Origin of the sequence: Streptomyces sp. NPDC093252 (assembly GCF_040683675.1) — a bacterium.
Classification (GTDB): Bacteria; Actinomycetota; Actinomycetes; order Streptomycetales; family Streptomycetaceae; genus Streptomyces.
In genome coordinates this window covers 117,413-134,415 of record NZ_JBFBEM010000016.1, presented here as the reverse complement: position 1 = coordinate 134,415, position 17,003 = coordinate 117,413, and the positions used below count along the sequence as shown (strand labels likewise).

At 65.6% G+C, this 17,003-nt stretch carries 11 protein-coding genes and 3 pseudogenes; 8 read left to right on the top strand and 6 right to left on the bottom strand.

Annotation, left to right across the window (positions count from 1 at the left end; translation table 11 throughout):
• Nucleotides 1-7 precede the first annotated feature (7 nt).
• From AB0O01_RS29985 to AB0O01_RS29965, 5 genes are all read left to right on the top strand, one after another.
• Nucleotides 8-1,120, top strand: a complete 1,113-nt coding sequence (locus AB0O01_RS29985; protein ID WP_365318206.1) for a DUF4007 family protein — start codon at nucleotides 8-10, stop codon at nucleotides 1,118-1,120.
• Complete coding sequence (locus AB0O01_RS29980) at nucleotides 1,117-4,695, top strand: ATP-binding protein (protein ID WP_365318204.1); 3,579 nt, start codon at nucleotides 1,117-1,119, stop codon at nucleotides 4,693-4,695. Before AB0O01_RS29985 ends, AB0O01_RS29980 begins: the two co-directional genes overlap by 4 nt.
• Entirely contained in the window at nucleotides 4,692-5,525 is an 834-nt protein-coding gene (locus AB0O01_RS29975) for a phosphoadenosine phosphosulfate reductase family protein (protein ID WP_365318202.1), read from the top strand. The genes AB0O01_RS29980 and AB0O01_RS29975 overlap by 4 nt, the downstream gene beginning before the upstream one ends.
• A 399-nt stretch (nucleotides 5,526-5,924) precedes the next feature.
• Nucleotides 5,925-6,110 (top strand): hypothetical protein, encoded by a 186-nt coding sequence (locus AB0O01_RS29970; RefSeq protein WP_365318200.1) that lies wholly within the window; start codon nucleotides 5,925-5,927, stop codon nucleotides 6,108-6,110.
• The gene (locus tag AB0O01_RS29965) at nucleotides 6,111-8,600 is read left to right on the top strand and encodes a DUF262 domain-containing HNH endonuclease family protein (RefSeq protein ID WP_365318198.1); all 2,490 of its coding nucleotides are present in this window, start codon (nucleotides 6,111-6,113) and stop codon (nucleotides 8,598-8,600) included.
• 389 nt (nucleotides 8,601-8,989) lie between these two features.
• Here AB0O01_RS29965 and AB0O01_RS29960 read toward each other — a convergent pair whose 3' ends face one another.
• The 3 genes and pseudogenes from AB0O01_RS29960 to AB0O01_RS29950 all read right to left on the bottom strand — a co-directional run.
• Nucleotides 8,990-9,298, bottom strand: coding sequence for a hypothetical protein (locus tag AB0O01_RS29960; RefSeq protein WP_365318196.1), 309 nt, complete (start codon nucleotides 9,296-9,298; stop codon nucleotides 8,990-8,992).
• Nucleotides 9,299-9,419: 121 nt separating this feature from the next.
• Complete coding sequence (locus tag AB0O01_RS29955) at nucleotides 9,420-9,989, bottom strand: hypothetical protein (RefSeq protein WP_365318399.1); 570 nt, start codon at nucleotides 9,987-9,989, stop codon at nucleotides 9,420-9,422.
• A gap of 296 nt (nucleotides 9,990-10,285) precedes the next feature.
• A pseudogene (locus AB0O01_RS29950) lies at nucleotides 10,286-10,465 on the bottom strand (transposase family protein); the annotation flags it as partial.
• A 296-nt stretch (nucleotides 10,466-10,761) separates the two neighbouring features.
• On the opposite strand from AB0O01_RS29950, the pseudogene AB0O01_RS29945 reads away from it, so the two are divergent.
• Nucleotides 10,762-11,474: pseudogene (locus AB0O01_RS29945) on the top strand (transposase family protein).
• A 673-nt stretch (nucleotides 11,475-12,147) separates the two neighbouring features.
• On the opposite strand, the pseudogene AB0O01_RS29940 reads toward AB0O01_RS29945, so the two are convergent.
• The 3 genes and pseudogenes from AB0O01_RS29940 to AB0O01_RS29930 all read right to left on the bottom strand — a co-directional run.
• A pseudogene (locus AB0O01_RS29940) lies at nucleotides 12,148-12,699 on the bottom strand (SNF2-related protein); the annotation flags it as partial.
• A 553-nt stretch (nucleotides 12,700-13,252) separates the two neighbouring features.
• The gene (locus tag AB0O01_RS29935) at nucleotides 13,253-13,666 is read right to left on the bottom strand and encodes a DNA-binding protein (protein ID WP_365318194.1); all 414 of its coding nucleotides are present in this window, start codon (nucleotides 13,664-13,666) and stop codon (nucleotides 13,253-13,255) included.
• A complete protein-coding gene (locus tag AB0O01_RS29930) occupies nucleotides 13,663-13,929 on the bottom strand; it encodes a CopG family transcriptional regulator (protein WP_365318192.1) in 267 nt (88 codons plus the stop codon). The genes AB0O01_RS29935 and AB0O01_RS29930 overlap by 4 nt, the downstream gene beginning before the upstream one ends.
• Before the next feature lie 95 nt (nucleotides 13,930-14,024).
• On the opposite strand from AB0O01_RS29930, the gene AB0O01_RS29925 reads away from it, so the two are divergent.
• Together AB0O01_RS29925 and AB0O01_RS29920 are read left to right on the top strand one after the other, a co-directional pair.
• Nucleotides 14,025-15,386: a site-specific integrase gene (locus AB0O01_RS29925; RefSeq protein WP_365318191.1), complete on the top strand. Its 1,362-nt coding sequence runs from the start codon at nucleotides 14,025-14,027 to the stop codon at nucleotides 15,384-15,386.
• A 140-nt stretch (nucleotides 15,387-15,526) separates the two neighbouring features.
• Nucleotides 15,527-16,747: a hypothetical protein gene (locus AB0O01_RS29920; protein ID WP_365318189.1), complete on the top strand. Its 1,221-nt coding sequence runs from the start codon at nucleotides 15,527-15,529 to the stop codon at nucleotides 16,745-16,747.
• Nucleotides 16,748-17,003 lie beyond the last annotated feature (256 nt).

Genomic DNA, 17,003 nt, shown 5'->3' with positions numbered 1-17,003 from the left:
GTCCCGGATGTCAGACAGCCGGCTTGGGGAAGCCGCCCTTTATTCCTTCGCGCGACACGAAACGTTCGCGCCCCGCTTCGGCTGGCTGCACAAAGCGTATATGCAGGTCAAACACGATCAGGGTGCGTTCCTCGCGGCTGATGCCCCAGTGCGGTTCGGTGTGGGCAAGAACATGGTCTACTCCATGCGCTACTGGTCACGGGCGTTCAAACTGACCCGGGAGCACTCGCCCACGAAGGGCACTCAGGCCAAGTACGCCTATCCCACCTGGGAAGCCCGCTGGCTCCTTGACGAGCATGGTGCGGACCCGTATCTGGAGGAGAACGGCAGCTTGTGGCTGCTCCACTGGTGGCTGGTCTCGTCGCGCCCCGGGGCCAAGAGCTGGGCGCCGGCCTGGTACACGGCCTTCCATCTCGCGCCGTTCTCCCGGTTCACGGTCGCGGACATGACGCAGGTGGTCACCCGGCATGTGAACTTCTCCTACGACAAGAGCCCGGAGGAGGCGTCGATCGTCAAGGACATCGAGTGCCTCACCAAAATGTACGCGCGCAGCGCCCCAGAGAAGGTGGGCTCGCCGGGGAGCTACGAGGACCTGCTTGCCTGCCCCTTCCGTGACCTGGACCTGCTGACGTTTGTCGGCACACGCGGAAATGCCGAGTGGCAGTTCACCAGCGGGCACCGCACCTCGCTGCCCGCCCGGGTTCTGGCCTACGCCTGCCTCGACTACGCCGCCAAGTTCTCCCGGCAGGCCAACTCGATCTCCGTTGCCCGGCTTGCCAATGAGCCGGGCTCCCCGGGGCGTGCCTTCCGCGTCCGGGAGAACGAGATCGTCATGGCGCTGCAGAGGGTCGCTGCGGACCATCCGCAGCTCGACCTGACCGAGGCCGTGGGACAGCGCAGCCTTGCCTTCTCGGCCGACCCCTTCGAGTTGGCGTGGGAAGTGCTCGACGAGCAGTACGACTTCGTCACCCGCCGTCCCGGCTTCCCCGCCCGTGAGGAGTGGGACGCCAAGTTCCCCAAGCTCGCCGAGGCCGAGCAGAAGGAACTCGCCATGAAGGCCGCAGATGCCACAGACACGGACGACACCACCGACACGCTCTTTGCTAAGGAGACCGCGTGACCACCGCAACCTCCGCGTGGACCTTGAGTAGCGCGCCGAGCCTCGCTCCGCAGTTCCCCGCTGGCATCGAACTCGTCGGCTCCCAGATGCGCTCGACCAACCTCGAGCGCGACGTTGAGGACTCGCTGCACGAGCCCTACGTCGGAGCTCGGGCCGTCGACGTCCTGGAACGCATCGCAAGTGCGCTGGCCGACCAACGCCGCCCCCGCGCCTGGTCGTTCACCGGACCCTACGGCTCCGGCAAGTCCACCCTGTCCAACATCATCGACGCGCTGCTGGGCCGCGATGGCGAGCGCCGCGGCGAGGCCGAGCGCATCCTTAGAGAGGCTAGCCCCGCTCTCGCTCAACGCCTTGCCACAGCTCGCGATGCCGTCGCTTCCGAGGGATTCCTCGGCGGAGTGGCCACCGCCCGCCGCGAATCCGTCGTCGCCACCCTTTCCCGCGCGCTGCACACCGCGGCGGCGCGACGCTGGGGCAAGAGGGTCCCGAAGGCCATCGCCACCGCCCTAGGGGCGTGCGCCGACCTGGACCGGGCCGGGGCCAAGGAAATCCTCGGTGCCGTCGCGGCACTGACGGCGCATTCGAGGCAGCCTCTGCTCCTTGTCATTGACGAGTTCGGCAAGACGCTGGAACACCTCGCCAGTCATGACGAGTTCGCCGACGCCCAGCACGACCTGTTTCTGCTGCAGGAGCTCGCCGAGAAGTCGGCCGGCCCCAACGGGCTGCCCGTCTACCTGATGACCTTGCAGCACCTGTCGTTCATGGACTATGCCTCACGTTCCAGCGAACTCAAGACCCGCGAATGGGCCAAGATCCAGGGGCGCTTCGAAGACATCACATTTATCCCTCACCACGGTGACTCCCTGCACCTGCTGCGCCGCCGCCTCGACCGCTCGGCCGTCAACGCTGCGGGGCGGGACCTGATCAACGCCTGCGCCGCCGCGTCCGCGGACATCTGGACCCAGCACGGTCTCGGCGTTCTCGCCGAACTCGGCCCCGACCACTTCGCTGACCTCTACCCGCTGCACCCCATCACGGCACTCGCCGCGCCGATCCTTGCCGCCCAGATCGGCCAGCACGACCGCAGCCTGTCAGGGTTCCTCAACAGCGGGGAGCCCAACACCGTCCGTCACTCCTTGGCCCAGCACAGCAACGACCAGGTGCAGCACGCCAGTACGGTGCGCCTACCGCAGCTTTACGACTACTTCCTCAACTCCGGGCGCACCACCCTGCTCGCCTCCGCCAATGCGAGCCGGTGGATCGAGGTCGACGCCCGCATCCGGGACGCCAACGGCCTCTCCAACGCCGACCAGGACGTACTGAAGACCATCGGCGTCCTGAATCTGATCGACTCGGATGGGGCCCTCAGCGCCATCGCCCCAATGATCCACTTCGCTCTCCACGATCCCAACGACGTCGCTGACACCGACGCTTTCGCGGCACTCGAAGACAGGCTCGCCGATCTAGTCCGCCGGGGCTTCGTGGTCCACCGCGAGTTCAGTGGTGAGTACAGGGTCTGGCAGGGCACGGACGTCGACATCGACGGTCGGCTCAAGGACATCATTAGCCACTTGAGTGATGCTGCGGTCATCAACCGCCTCGGCAGTCTCGTCCCGCAGGCATTCGTGGCCAGCCGTCACAGCCAGGTCACTGGCATGATGCGCGTGTTCTACACCGCGGTCAGCGGCCCGGAGACAAAGACCGTGGCAGCTCCGGATGAGTTGAAGGAGCCTGCCGACGGCCTCGTCGTCTTCCACTTCGGCACTGACGCCGACCGGCCCAACGTCCACTCGCCTCTGCCGGTACTCGTGGGCTCCACCCCCGACCCCGGCGTCGTGCTGACCACGGCCACCTACCTCGTCGCACTGAAGGAACTCAGTGTCCAGCAAGACATCGATCATGTCGCTCGGCGGGAAGTCATGGAGCGGCTCGTCCAAGCCGAGGCCGAGCTACTGGAGTTGCTGCAGAACGCCTTCTACCCGCCGTCCTCCGAAGCTTCTTGGAGCTTGTGGCACACCGGGATCGCTTCGGGTGAAGAACCCGCCGCTTCTGACCTGACTGCCCGCAGCCTGAGCGGCCTGGTTTCCCTCGCCTGTGCATCGGTGTACCCGGACACTCCGCACATCCGCAACGAGATGCTCGGCCGCCACGTCCTGACCAGTCAGGCCGCCCAGGCTCGCGGCATACTGCTGACTGCCATGCTCTCCGCCTCGGGCGAGGAGAACCTCGGACTGCCGGGATACAGGGCCGAACGAGCCATCTACCACGGTGTCCTGGCCTACCTCGGCCTGCACCGCGAGAACGGGGAGGCACAGTCCGAGAGTCAACAGGAAAGCCTGCTCCCGTACGGCTTCTCCCCACCCGGCGAGGGTCACGAGCACGCTCAGCCCGCCTGGAACGCGCTCAACGAGGTAGTGACCGGGGCTATCGAGCGGGTCAGCGTGGAAGAGGTCATCCGTGTTCTGATGAGCCCGCCCTTCGGGCTCAAGGCCGGTGTGATTCCTGTGTTCCTGATCCCGGCCCTGATCATCCGCCGCCACGATGTCGCCCTGTTCGAGGAAGGTACCTACCTACCTCGGCTGACCATGGACGTCGTTGAGCGCCTCGTCAAGGGACCGGCGCGCTTCTCGGTGAAGTACACGCCAGCTGGAGACGGCCAGCGGGGCAGCGTCATCAAGAAGCTCATGGTCTCGCTCGGCGTTGAGGCACCGCGCTCCAAGGCCCTGCGCAATCCCGACCTTCTCTCCGTTGCCAGCGCCCTGATCATGCGCGTGGCCGACCTGCACAAGTACGCCCGCACCACCAAGAACGCCTCGGCCGACGCCCGAACCGTGCGGACCACGATCGCCCGGGCTCTGGACCCGGACGACCTGATCTTCCACGCACTGCCGAAGGCCCTTGGTCTCGCCGAGATCCCGGCCCGCACTCGTGCCAACGCGGAAGCAGCAAACGCCTACGTTGAGCGGCTCACCGCGGCGGCGGACGAACTCGTCGCCATCGACGGTCAGTTGCGCCTCCAGGTCGTGGGTGTTCTCGCCAAGGAGTTCCGCCTGCCAGCCGAACTGCCGGAGCTGCGCCTGCAACTCGCGGCTCGGCTGCGCGGCTTCGCTGACGCCGTACTGACACCAGAATTGCGCGGATTCATCGACTTTGTTCTGAGCGACGACCTTGAGGACGACGACTGGCTCGAACCCATCGTCGTACGCCTGACCAATTCTGCCCTTGGAGACTGGGACGACCGCGAGGCCAAGGTCTTTCCCCAGAAGGCCCGATCGATGGCCGCTGCCCTTGATCGCGTCGGACACCTGCACCATGCAGGGAACGAGGCCCGTGGTCGGGAAGAGAAGCTCGACCCTCAGTTGTTGACTTTGACCGACAGCGCCGGCGTGGAACAACGCACCCTGATCTACGTGCCGGAACAGGCCCGCAGTGAGGCCAACAGCCTCGCCGCCGCCGTCCTGAAGCAGGCCGAGGACACTCTCGGACCGGACGGAGCGAGGATCCTGCTCGCGGCCCTCGCCCAGTGCGTGACCGATGCCGCGACAGCAGCGACTGAAAGGAAGGCACAGGGATGACCGACGGAGCCGACACCCAGAAGGTCCGGCACGTGCTCGGTATTTCCGGCGGCAAGGACTCCTCAGCGCTCGCCGTCTACATGCGCAACCGAGTCCCGGAGATGGAGTACTTCTTCTGCGACACCGGCGCCGAGCTGCCCGAAACGTACGAGTACCTCAATCGCCTAGAGGCCGCCCTCGGCAAGTCCATCGTACGGTTGAATGCCGACCGGGATTTCGACCACTGGATGGAGGTCTACCAAGGCACGCTGCCTAGCCCGCAGATGCGCTGGTGCACCAAGAATCTCAAGATCAAGCCCCTGGAAGACTGGGTCGGTGACGACAAGGTCATCTCCTACGTTGCCATCCGAGCCGACGAGAACCGCCTCGGCTACGTCAGCACTAAGCCGAACATCGATGCTGTCTTCCCCTTCCGTGAAGACGGCATCGACAAGGACGGCGTCATGCGCATCCTCGATGAGGCAGGCATCGGTCTGCCCGGCTACTACGAGTGGCGCACACGTTCCGGCTGCTACTTCTGCTTCTTCCAGCGCAAGCATGAGTGGGTCGGCCTCAAGGAACGCCACCCCGACCTCTTCGACCGCGCCGTCGAGTATGAGGAGAAGGTCCGGTACCGACACACCGCCATGAAGGGTCGCAACTACACCTGGTCACAGGGCGAGTCGCTGCCGGAACTGATGGAGCGCAAGGATGAGATCGAGGCCAAGCATGAGGCGGCCCTTGAGCGGGTAGCCAAACGCATCAAGCCCAACCGTCCCTTGCTAGAGGTTCTTTCCGACGCACTCGACTCAGACGACGACGAGGCTGGCTGCTCCGTCTGTCACCTCTGACGCAACCCCACACAGCGGCCCCAGCAGATCGAGCTGGGGCCGCTGTTGCTTTCCCGAGTTCCAATCAAGCCTGTATCCCACTTGTCGTTGTGGCCTCGCCCATACTGTGTCCCACACCTCCCGAAGGAGCGCATCGCACCCGCACACGACAAGTCGAGCTTCTCTGTGATGGGGTGACGCAACGTCACATGTGGGGCATGATGGGCGCATGGCGTTGCTGCTGCCCATGTCGACCACTCGTATGCCACCATGAGTGACGACTCGCTCACAGGTGTGGAACGGTGGCGGAGGGAAACCGGGATATGCAAACTGGCTGGTTATTGACGCGGCACGGATGTCAGCTTCTCAGTTCTTCAGTGAGCCCAGTTAGGGGCTCTATGTTCCTTCGTGTCAGTGCGCATGCAGATGGAACTGCCCGAGATCAGATGCATTCTCGGTGGAGTCGCGCACGGCCTTGATCGGCTTGACGAGTTCGAGGGCCGATTCCTCGGTACCGTCATCACGATTTGCGACATCAGCTACACGATCGTTGAGCCGAAATACGGGTTGAGAGTCCCTTCTATGACGATGCCGCATCTGATCTGAATGAACCTGCTGAACGAAAAGGGGCAACGCGTGCCTACGCAGGCCAAGGAAATATTCGAGGCACAGAGTAAGAGTGTCCGCGAGCTGCTTTCTGACAATGGTTTGGGCCTCTACCTGCCGCCGTATCAGCGTCCGTACGGCTGGGGTAAAGACAAGGTCGAGAAATTGCTCGACGATACACTGCATGGCCTCAAGAATCTAGGCAAGGCGCCGGACAGCTTCACCTTCTTGGGGACTGTCATCACCATCCATGATGTTAACCACGTCACGGTGAAGCCAATCGTCAAGTCCGAAGTGCCGTCCAAGGTCCTTACCGTGATCGATGGGCAGCAGCGCTTGTCGAGCCTTCTTATCCTGCTGGTCGGCCTGCACAATCTCATTCGTCAGCGTGCGTGGAAGGTCTTCAAGGGAAAGACTCCGGATCCGACCGAGAGCGCTCGGACCCACCTCTATTCGGAAACGAGCGACATCCTGCAGATGCTTGGGGCGGCGTTCTACGAGCGCAAGAACTTCGGAACTACTCCGATCTACCCACGCCTCATTCGAGCCTTTGTGGATCAGTGGGCCAGGGACGAGAAGCTCAAGCAGTATGAGTCGCCGATCGCCAACCTTATCTACCAGTACTCGTTGCTAGCCGATGGTGAAGTGGCAACTTCTAGGCCAACTGACTTCAGGCCGACGGCTCGACAGAATGCAGGTGAAGGCGAAGGTGACCTCATCAAGAGGTTTAACGAGATCCGTACGGGGTTGACCAAGCTGTCGCAGCGAAAGTCCGTAGAGGAGCTGGAGGATCTGCCACCGCTAGCAACTCTGGCCACCAATATCGAGTTCCAGCGTGCGCTTTTCAACCACGAACTTGACTCGGACCTCTGCGCTTGGCTGGGGGAGCTGCAAGACGAGCCCGAGGCTGAGCTGATGAGACTCGTCATGTTTGCTGCCTATGGGTTGAACCGCATCGCTCTGACCGTCGTGCAAGGCAAGGACGAGGATTACGCCTTCACTATCTTCGAGTCGTTGAATACCACGGGCGAGCCTCTGACGGCCTTCGAGACCTTCCTCCCTCGGGTGGTGATGGCAGAGAAGATTCAGGACTACCAGGACTCGGACGCACACGCGTACATGAAGGCGGTTCAGGGCTACCTGGACCGTTTTGACGTCGGAGACAAGCTTCAGAACGCAACTCGAGACTTGCTGGTCACTTTCGCGTTGGCAGAGACTGGGGAGAAGCTTTCTAAGCGCCTCCCGGATCAACGGGTCTACATGCGCGATACCTTTGAGCGCCACAAGCACTCGGCCGATGATCGAAGCGCGTACTTGCGGCACCTGCGCGACACTGCGGCTTTTGTCGGGAATGCCTGGGAGCCCGCGAATAACTCTCCTCGCACGCTCCCCGGGCTAGAAGCGACCGCCATGACGGACACCGTGAAATTGTGTCTAGCCTTCCTTAATTCACTCAATCACACCATCGCCATCGCGCCGCTCGTACGCTTTTACTCCGAGGCTGTCCACGCGGATGAAGAGGAGGCGAGGGAAAAACGCATCGCCGAGTTCGAGAAGGCGATCAAGGCAATCACTGCCTTCACGGTCTTCTGGCGAGCAACCCGCCGCGGCACGGGAAACATCGACAGCCAGTACAGGGCCGTCATGGCCGGAGTGGACTCGGTCACGGGGATTGGTCCGCTCGCTCGCCAGTGGGCAGTGCCCGGTGCATCGAAGCCTGCTCCGATCGTCGACGCCGAGGCGCTGAAGAAGGAACTTGCGGCGCGTTTGTCTCACCCTAAGCACGGCGCAATCCCAAATTTGCCCTCGTTCCTGGCAGATGCTTCCGCGCTGCCGCTCTACAAAATCGCCCGCCCGCTGACGCGGTTCATTCTTCTGGCTGCGTATCACGACACAATTGAGGATCCGGGGAATCCGGGACTAATCATCCAAGGAAAGGCGGGGGTCGCCTCGTGCTTCACTGCAGATGGTTGGGCGGACGAGACGCACCTCACGGTCGAACACATCGCACCACAGCAGGAGACGAAGGGGTGGGATAAGGAATTCTACGGCGAGAAGGAGACAGTCCATAAACTAGGAAACCTAGTCCTGGCCCCAGGTGCTGCCAACGCGTCTCTCAGTTCACGGCCTTGGACCGAGAAAAAGGTTCTGTATGCGGCACTCGGTGCTCCGACGGCCGAAGATGCCAAGTCGATCCTCACAAGTTCTGGCTTGACCTTCGCGCAGTCGACCGAAGATCTAGCGGCTCTGTCGCGTTACCTCCCGCACCTGCGAGCACTGGGCCAGCGGGAGGGCGAGTTGAATCCGGCGTTCATGGATCAGCGTGCTGATGTCCTCCTACGTCTGGCCTACACACGACTCAAGGGGTGGCTCGGCCTGGAGCTGTCTGACTCTGGCAGTGATCCGGTGGTCAAGGTTGATGATGTGGAGATTGAGAACGATGAGCTCGACGAAAGTGGGGCTGCCGACGCGTCGGTCGGAACGGCGTAGCTCGACCAGTCAAATGGGCGGCGATACGGCCCCGGACGGGTAATCTCGTTGGCTGGTGGGTGCCCTGGAGGCAGGACGGGCATGGCTTCCAAGGTCATGGAGTTCTCGACGCCCCGTGACCTGCCTGGAAGACCGTGCCCGCCGACGCGGCATCCCCCATCCCGCCCGCCCTTGACCGGCTACGCGAGCAGTCCGACGCCGCTCCGGGGGAGGTCCCCGGCCTGCTGGAACGACTGGCCCAGGTACCGGACCCACACGATCCGCGCGGCTGGAGCCCCGCCATGTAGCTGTCGGGGCGTCTCGCCATAGCTCGTGGCCAGGCCCCGCTCCGATCCCGCGGGAGACCGGTTGCGGGCCCGCGCTGCCGCGCCTCTTTCGGTAAGGCCGGGTCAGACAGCGGAAAGGTGCAGCTTGAACGGCGAACCGTTGGAGCTGGGCGTCCAGCCGTTCGACCGCGAGGCCCGAATTCCCGCGGCGACTTCGCGCGGCAGGATGACCTCAGCCGGCATCATGTTCGGTTCGAGCATGGCTGGCCGACCGGTCTCCACGACGAGCGTCGTTCCGGGACGGGCCGCGTCCTCCACCATGTAACTCAATGTGATGCCATCGTAGTCGCAGCACGGTTTCCTGCTCACTCGCCAGCGGTACTCGACGCCGTCGACGACAATGCGGCGGGAACCCTTCTTCGCCAGTGCCACTTTTTGCCCTTCGGCCTTCGACTGCTCGCGTATCTCTGTCGCCAGTCTCCCTATATGGCACACGCATGTCACCGGGTTCGGCCCAGAGCTTCGGCGTAGTCGCCCGGCATCCGCTCTGTGATCACGTAAGGCCGAGGAGCGCGAGGGGCCGGCGTGCGTCGCGCGCATTGCGGCGGAGGCCGGCCGCAATGTTCCTGACGCCGCTCAGCCGCAGGGCTCCAGCAGCGGGGTTGCGCCAGGTCGCCATGGCACGGGGAGCGTTCCCGGTCTGCGGTGGGGAGGCGTCCGCGGTGAAGGTCGTGTCGCGGACATGGTGCAGGGCCTCGATCTTCCCGTGGTCCCGGATCAGTTGCGCGAGCTGGGCGGGCGTGGCCTGTCCGGCGGTCGGGCTGGTGACCGCGCAGATGGTCGCGATGCCGGTCCTGCCGGTCTTGCGGTCGGTGCGGCGGCGCTTGACCTGGACCGCCTGGCAGGCGCCGGGGAAGAGCAGGTTGTTGACGGTGGCGACCTTGATCCGGCGGATCCCGGAGCGGCCATGTCCGGTTCCCCGGGTGCGTCCCTGGAGCGGAATGTCCTTCCAGGGAAGGGATTCGTTCTGTCTGCGCACCTTCTTGTGGTTGTCCTTGACGATCGCGATGCAGTGGGGCCGGCGGCCGAGGAGGCAGGCGGCGTGCTCGCGCCGGGTGGGCATGCGTCGCTGGCGACTACTATTCCGGCGAGGTCCGCGACGCTGTCCAGCAGCGTCTGGAAGCGGGTGGTCCCGCCGGTCTTCTCGCCAGCGTCGACCTGGGCCAGGACCAGGCCGGTGGTGTGCTCCACCGCAGCGGGCAGATGGGTCTTCCGGCCTGCGGCCCTGGCCGTGCCGCGCAGGATCCTGCCGTCCACGGACAGTGCGCGCAGCCCGGAGTTCGCGGGTCGGCGGTCGGCGAGCCAGCCACCTACCGCCCGGTCCGGGGCGTCGCCGTCGGCGCGGGTCAGCAGCCAGCGGACCGTCGCCTCGGCAGGGGCCAGCCGCCTGGGCGGCAGCGGGTCTGGGTGCACGCCGAGGTGTTCCAGCACATGCGACGGCGCGTCTGTGATCCACTCGCCGACCGCCGGCAGCGAGGTCGCCCCGGTCGGTACCGCGCATGCCGTCAGGGTGAGGATGACGGCCAGCGTGTGCCGCACACCGCGCGGATCGTGTGGGTCCGGTACCTGGGCCAGTCGTTCCAGCAGGCCGGGGACCTCCCCCGGAGCGGCGTCGGACTGCTCGCGTAGCCGGTCAAGGGCGGGCGGGATGGGGGATGCCGCGTCGGCGGGCACGGTCTTCCAGGCAGGTCACGGGGCGTCGAGAACTCCATGACCTTGGAAGCCATGCCCGTCCTGCCTCCAGGGCACCCACCAGCCAACAGGTCACCATAAACCGGGCGTCAGTCACCTGTGCCGAAGTCCTGGGGTGGGGGGAGACGTTCACCGGACTGCGAATGGACCAGTGCGGCCAGCTGTTGCTGGCCGTCCTGGAGGGTGGGGGGCAACGGAACTCTGCGCGGTCGGCCGTGGGATTTTCCGCTGGGCGAGCAGGTCCTGGTGGTGGCCGTCCACTACCGCACGAACCTGACCATGCCACGGCTCGGGCCGCTGTTCGGGATCTCTTCCTCGACCGTGTGCGGGCTGATCCAGCGGCTCGGTCCGCTGCTGGCACTGGAGCCTGTCTCCCGTCCGGCTGAGGCGGGCGACCGGTTGTGGATCGTGGACAGCACCTTGGTCCCGGTCCGGGACCGGCACGTGGGCTCCTCGTCACGCAACTACCGATTCTCAGCGAACGCGCAGTTCATCGTGGATGCAGAGACGTGTCTGGTGATTGCGGCAGCCAGGCCGGTACCGGGTATCATCGCGGACGCCCATGCCTGGCGTGCCTCCCGCCCGGTCCAGCACTGCCAGGACGTGACCTTGCTGGGCGATGGCGCCTATCTCAACTGCGGGATGGTCACCCCACACCGCAAACGCCCCCACCCGGCCCTGCTGACGGGCGAGGAAGAAGACAACGCCGCCCACCGCAAGGTGCGCGTGGGTGGAACATGCGATCGGCCGGATGAAGAACTACAAGATCCTCCGCGACTGTCGGCAACGAGGAGACGGCCTCCACCATGCCGTCCAAGCCGTCGCGCACATACACAACCTTGCCCGCACGTCATGATCAGGGGACTGCCACCATGCGCCCTGACCTGCCCGAACACGGCCTTGCGTAACGCCCTTAGGCGCCGTCCGGCCGACAGACCGCGGCGAGGAACGTCAGCAGTCCCTCCACGGGAATCGGGTTCGTGCTCGTGGCGGCGCCCCCACTCGATGCGCGAGGCGATCTCGCCGCGCGTGGCCGCGACCAGGGGGTCCGAGCCCTTGGACGGGCGCAGCGTGGTGAATTCGGCGTGCTCCGCCGCGCCCTCCTCCTCGTCCGACTGCCCGCTGCCCAGCACCTCCGTGTAGTACTGGTCCTCGTCATCCATCCGAAGCTGCCGGTCACCGCCGTCCGAGCCCTCGTACAGCTCAAGGGTGCGGGCGAACGACCACGGGCTGGACAGGAAACGCTTCTTCAGCAGCATCGCGACGATGTCCCCGCCCGAACCCTTACCGTTCGCCCGGGCACTGTCCGCCAGCAGCCGCTCCAGCCGCGCGAACTGCTGCTGCTCCTCCTCCGACGGCGTGAACGGGAGGGGCCCCGGCTTCCGGGTCTTGAACCCCTTGTCCGGAAGATCGGCCTTCAGCCACCTCACCATCACCTCCTTCAGCGCCTGCCCGTCGATCCTCGCGCCACGGGTGAACCGGCTACCGTCGATCATCTCCAGCAGGGCCGTGAACGACTCCGAGTAGCCGCTGTGCGGCGTCGCGCTCAAAAACAGCCGGTGCTCGCACGCCTCGGCGAGCCGCATCGTCGCCGTCGTCCGCTTGCTGTCCACCGCGTAGCCACGCCGCCCCGGCGCCGTCGTTGGGCTGGCCGGCGCCACATGGTGCGCCTCGTCGACCACCAGCACATCGAACGCGTACCGCCTGGCCGTCCCCGCGCCGCGCACATCGGCCAGCACGTCACGCAGCAGGCGCTGCGCCCGCAACGACGGCAGCCACGCCATGCTCACGATCACTCGCGGGAAGAGCCGGAAAGGATTGGCGTTCAGCCCGTGGCTCCGACGCACCTTCGCCATCAGCTCACTGTTGACGATGACGAAGTCCAGGCCGAACTTCTCCCGCATCTCGTCCTGCCACTTCAACGAGAGGCTCGGCGGGCAGACGATCACCACGGACCGCGCGCGATGCCGCAGCAGCAGTTCCTGCACGACAAGCCCGGCCTCGATGGTCTTGCCCGGGCCGACATCGTCCGCGAGCAGCAGGTTCGTGCGCGATGACTGGAGCGCACGGCTCAGCGGCACCAGCTGGTACGCCTCCACATTGGCGCCACTGCGGAAGGGAGCCTGGTACGAATTCGCGTCCGCCGAGGTGACCGCACCCCAGCGGACCGCGTCCACGAACGCGGCGAGCGTGTTGGGGTCGTCGAACGCCTCGGCCCGTACGATCTCCGGCAGCCCCTGGTTCGGAGCGACGGTGTGCCCGACCTCCAGCTCCCAGACCACCGTCAGCTCCTGCCCGAGCCGGTCCTCGTCCAGCGACTGCAGGCCGACCACACGGGTACGGCCCGGTACGCCCTCGTCGGCGGGGCTATGGGGAAGAACCCTGCTTCCGGATGTCGGACACCGCCCAGGCGGCGCCCCGCACCTTGACGGCCTGCCCAGGCTCCGGGACCGGTGGAAGGGCAGTCGCACTCACGGCACTGCCTGCTGATCCCTCGGGTGCTCCGTAGCGGTCGCCACCTGGGCAGACTCCTTCACCAACGCTGCCATTGCCAGACCGTGACCGCCGGGGCGCGGCGCCTGCAACCGCACGTCGACCATGCTCTCGTCCGCCCTTCACCTGAGGCGAGAGTGGTCAGATCTTGATCACGGTCGCGTGTCCACCGCAGAGGGTGGTGAGGTCGTCGGGGTCGGAGGTCAGGATGGTGGCCGGCCCCGGTGCGGTGAGGGCTGTGGCGCTGAGCATGGCGTCGATCGCGTACTTGTGGCCGTGGAGACCGGTGTCCGCGAGGAGGGCCGCCGCGTGACGGGCTATGACCTCGGTGACCGGTTCCACGATGATGCGGGAGAGGGTCCACTCCAGGGCGGGGCGGTTGATCCGGGGGTGGACGACCTCCACCAGGGTGGCCGCTGAAGTGATCACGCGGAGGTCGTCGGTCCGGGCCAGGGTGAGCCAGGCCGTGACGGTCCGGTCGCGCAGGACCGCTTTGGCCAGTCCTTCGCTGTCGAGGACGAGCGTGCCGCCGGGGGCGGCGGGGGAGCGGGTCACGCGGCGTTGGCTCCGCCCTGGGTCTGCTGCTGGTTCCGGGCGTGGTGGAGCTGGTCGCGCACCGACTGGATCTCCTCATCGCTGATGGGTCCGTGCTCGGCCTCGGCGACCTGGATGATCTCGTTGAGGTTGTCGCGCTCGATCTGCCGGGCGACAGCGGCGGCCACATAGGCGGAAAGCCCGGAGGGGCCACTGCGGGCCTTGGCGGCCTCGGCGATGTCGCGCGGCATGGTGATCGAATACTTGCCGGTAGGCTCACTCATGCTACCTATCCTACCGCTGATGCTCTTGCGGTGGGGGCGGGGTATCACCACGCAGCTCCAGCGGGTTTACCTGGTGGGAAAGGTGGTGGCTCGCCGTGAAGCCGAAAGGGAAGCAACCGCAGGCCGTCGAAGGGGAGAGCCGACGCGGTTCGAGCCGAACTCGGCGCCGGAGCGATGTCGGCCAGGGCGCAGTGCAGGGGCCGGCAATCGGAAACCTGGGCGATGAACTCGCTGCCGCGCTGATCAGAGCAATCCGTGAGCAGAGTGGTGCAGTCGAATGCCTGGGCGCCGTCCAGGACTCGGCTGCCCAAAGCTGGTACGCCTTCGCGCTGGAATACCTGGATATGCGCTGGCCCCTCATCGCGGCCAAAACGCGCAACGAAACGAGTGATGCGCTCTGTGAGATCACGCGGGCTATGCTCCGAGACTTCCGCGACCGGCCGAGTGACCACCTGATACGGCACGCGCTGCGAGGCTGGGCCTTCGTGTTCCCTCGCCCGGACCCGCGCGGCATGCCAGCCGATGTCCGTCTGGCTCTGCGCTGGATCGCGGTGGCCTCGCGCCCGCTCATGGACTTGCTGGACCCGGGCGTCATGCGATCTGTCCTGACCACCCTGCGTCTGAAACAGGACGGTACGGCGGCAGCCGCGGAGACTCAGCGCCACAAGCACAAAGTTCTGGTGCATGCCATTCATTACGCGATGGAGCAGCGCAAACTCCCCGCTGACCACCTGGCGTCGATCCAATGGCGAGTCGCGACAACCGTCGAACAGGTCGATCCACGAGTGGTCGCCAATCCGGCCCAGGCGCGTGAGTTGCTGTGCGCCGTCTCGTACGTCGGCAGCTACCGACGCGCCCGTGGTCGTCGGCTGATCGGCTTGTTCTCCGGCATGTACTACGCGGGGCTGAGGCCAGCCGAAGCGGTCGCGGTTGGTTTGCCCGCCTGCGTTCTGCCTTCAGAGGGGTGGGGGCAAGTGACGTTGAGCCGCACTCTGCCGCAGGCAGGGAAGAGGTCGACAGATACGGGACGACTCCATGATGATCGCGGGCTGAAGAACAGACCGGTCGACGACGTGCGCGTCGTTCCATTGCCACCCGAGCTGGTGGAGCTGTGGAGGTGGAGCGCCGAGACCTTCGGCACTGCCGACGATGGGCGACTGTTCTTCAACGAACGTGGCGGCATCGTCGCCTCCACCACCTATGACCGCGTCTGGCACGAGGCCCGAGAGCTGGCTCTCCCGGCGGATCTCGTTCGTTCGCCACTCGCCGCCCGTCCGTACGACCTGCGTCACTCAGCCCTGTCCACCTGGCTTAACGCCGCTGTTGACCCTGCTGAAGTCGCGGAGCGCGCTGGCAACAGTGTGGAGGCGCTTCTGACCCGCTATGCAAAGTGCCTGTACGGCCGCTCCGCGATCGCAAATCAGCGTATCGAGAGGCTCCTGCGCGAGTACGAGTAGAACCGTCTGTGCGCTCCCCCATAGAGAGAGGGTGATCTCGCGCTCCGAGCGGGACAACGCCCTTCGGCGTCCCGGCGCTGCCCTGCTGATGTGTGCGTGCGCCGAGGACTACGCTGTGGCAGCCCAATAGGGTCGCTTGTATGAACACGACAGCAGCAGGAAGCCGCTCGGCAGTGCTGGGGCGCCTCATCAAGCCGGGCGTGCCGTTGGGACCCTTCGAGGGCACGAGGTTTCCGGGCTTCACCACTGCTACCGGCACCGGGCGCATCCACGCGGTCGAGGACTGTCCTCTGCTTCGCAAGGCGTCCGAGGTGCGAGCGATCGACTTCGCCTTGGATATGGCCGCGGCCGAACGGCTCTGTTCGAACTGGAGCTGCCGCTGGGAGCTGCCTGGCGGGCGGTGGTCCGTCTTCCTCGACACCCTGTCCGCCCTATCGCTGCAGCGGCTCCACGAGGACGACAAGCAGAAGCAGCTACCGACAGAGGAGGAGGTTGCCGAAGCGGCGGCCGTTCTCTCCCAAGGCGAGTATCCCGCAGACGAAGACGACGCCGACGCCTGGGAACGCCACGAAGCGGCCAGGGCGTGCCGCGCCAATCTGGTGTCGCTGTGGCGTGACACCCAGAGTCGCCTTGTCGCGGCCGAGAAGGGTTTGACCGAGTGTCCGTGGCTGCGCCCGTGGGCCGAGGAGTGGACCGCGGCGCATGTCCTACTGGTCGAGCGGCAGCGGCTTCTGGTCGCCCGCTTCTGCGATCCTCGCGCTCTCGCCGAGGCTGCGGCGGTCCCGTCGCTGCCTCAGCCCGTACTCACCCCGGAAACCGCCTTCGGAATCTTCGGCCCCGATGCCGCCAGCGTGCTGCTGAGGACCTGGCGGGCGTGGTGCACCGATGCGCAGTGGGGTGCCAAACCGCTCGTCGAAGCAGTGCTCTCGGCCCAGCTGGCGTTCCACGAAGCGGTGGGGCGTCGGCGGAAGGGGAGGGACGAGGCAGAGCAGTCGTTGGAACGGCTGACCGAAGCGTGGGCCGAGCAAGCCCGCGAAGCTGCGGCCATGGCGTCGGTCGGGAAGCCGTGGAGCCTGATCGGGGTGGAGATACGGCCTACCGGGCCGTACACGCATGGTGCAGGGACACACAAGGTGCTGACGGACTGGGAGTCGGCCGTCCTCGCGGTGTACCAGGTTGCCGTGGACTGGCGCCGGTCCACGGCCGCATTGTGGGTTCCCCAGGGCATCGGCGAGCAACTCCTGGCAGAAGAGGGCGCGATGGGGGCGACTGATCTCCTGCGTGAAGCCGAGGACTGGGCCGCGCCGGCCTCCGCCCTCCTCATGGCCTGGGACCCGAAAAGCTCTGCTGGCACGGCTTGATGGCTGATCGAGACTTCGTGGTGCCTGTGGCCCCAGAAAGACAAACGGCCCCCCGGACGTAGGGCATTGCTGTCCCCAGCGATGAAAACCGCAGGTCACAGAGCTTTAAGGCGGGTCGGGAGGGACCCTCGCCGACCTTCATCCCGCATGCATCCCGCAGAATCCGACATGGCTCTCTCTGCGGGATCGCGGACTCGTCCCCTCCGCCTTAGATCGCGATGAAACCGCTGGTCAGCGCCCCGATGGCAGCCACTTG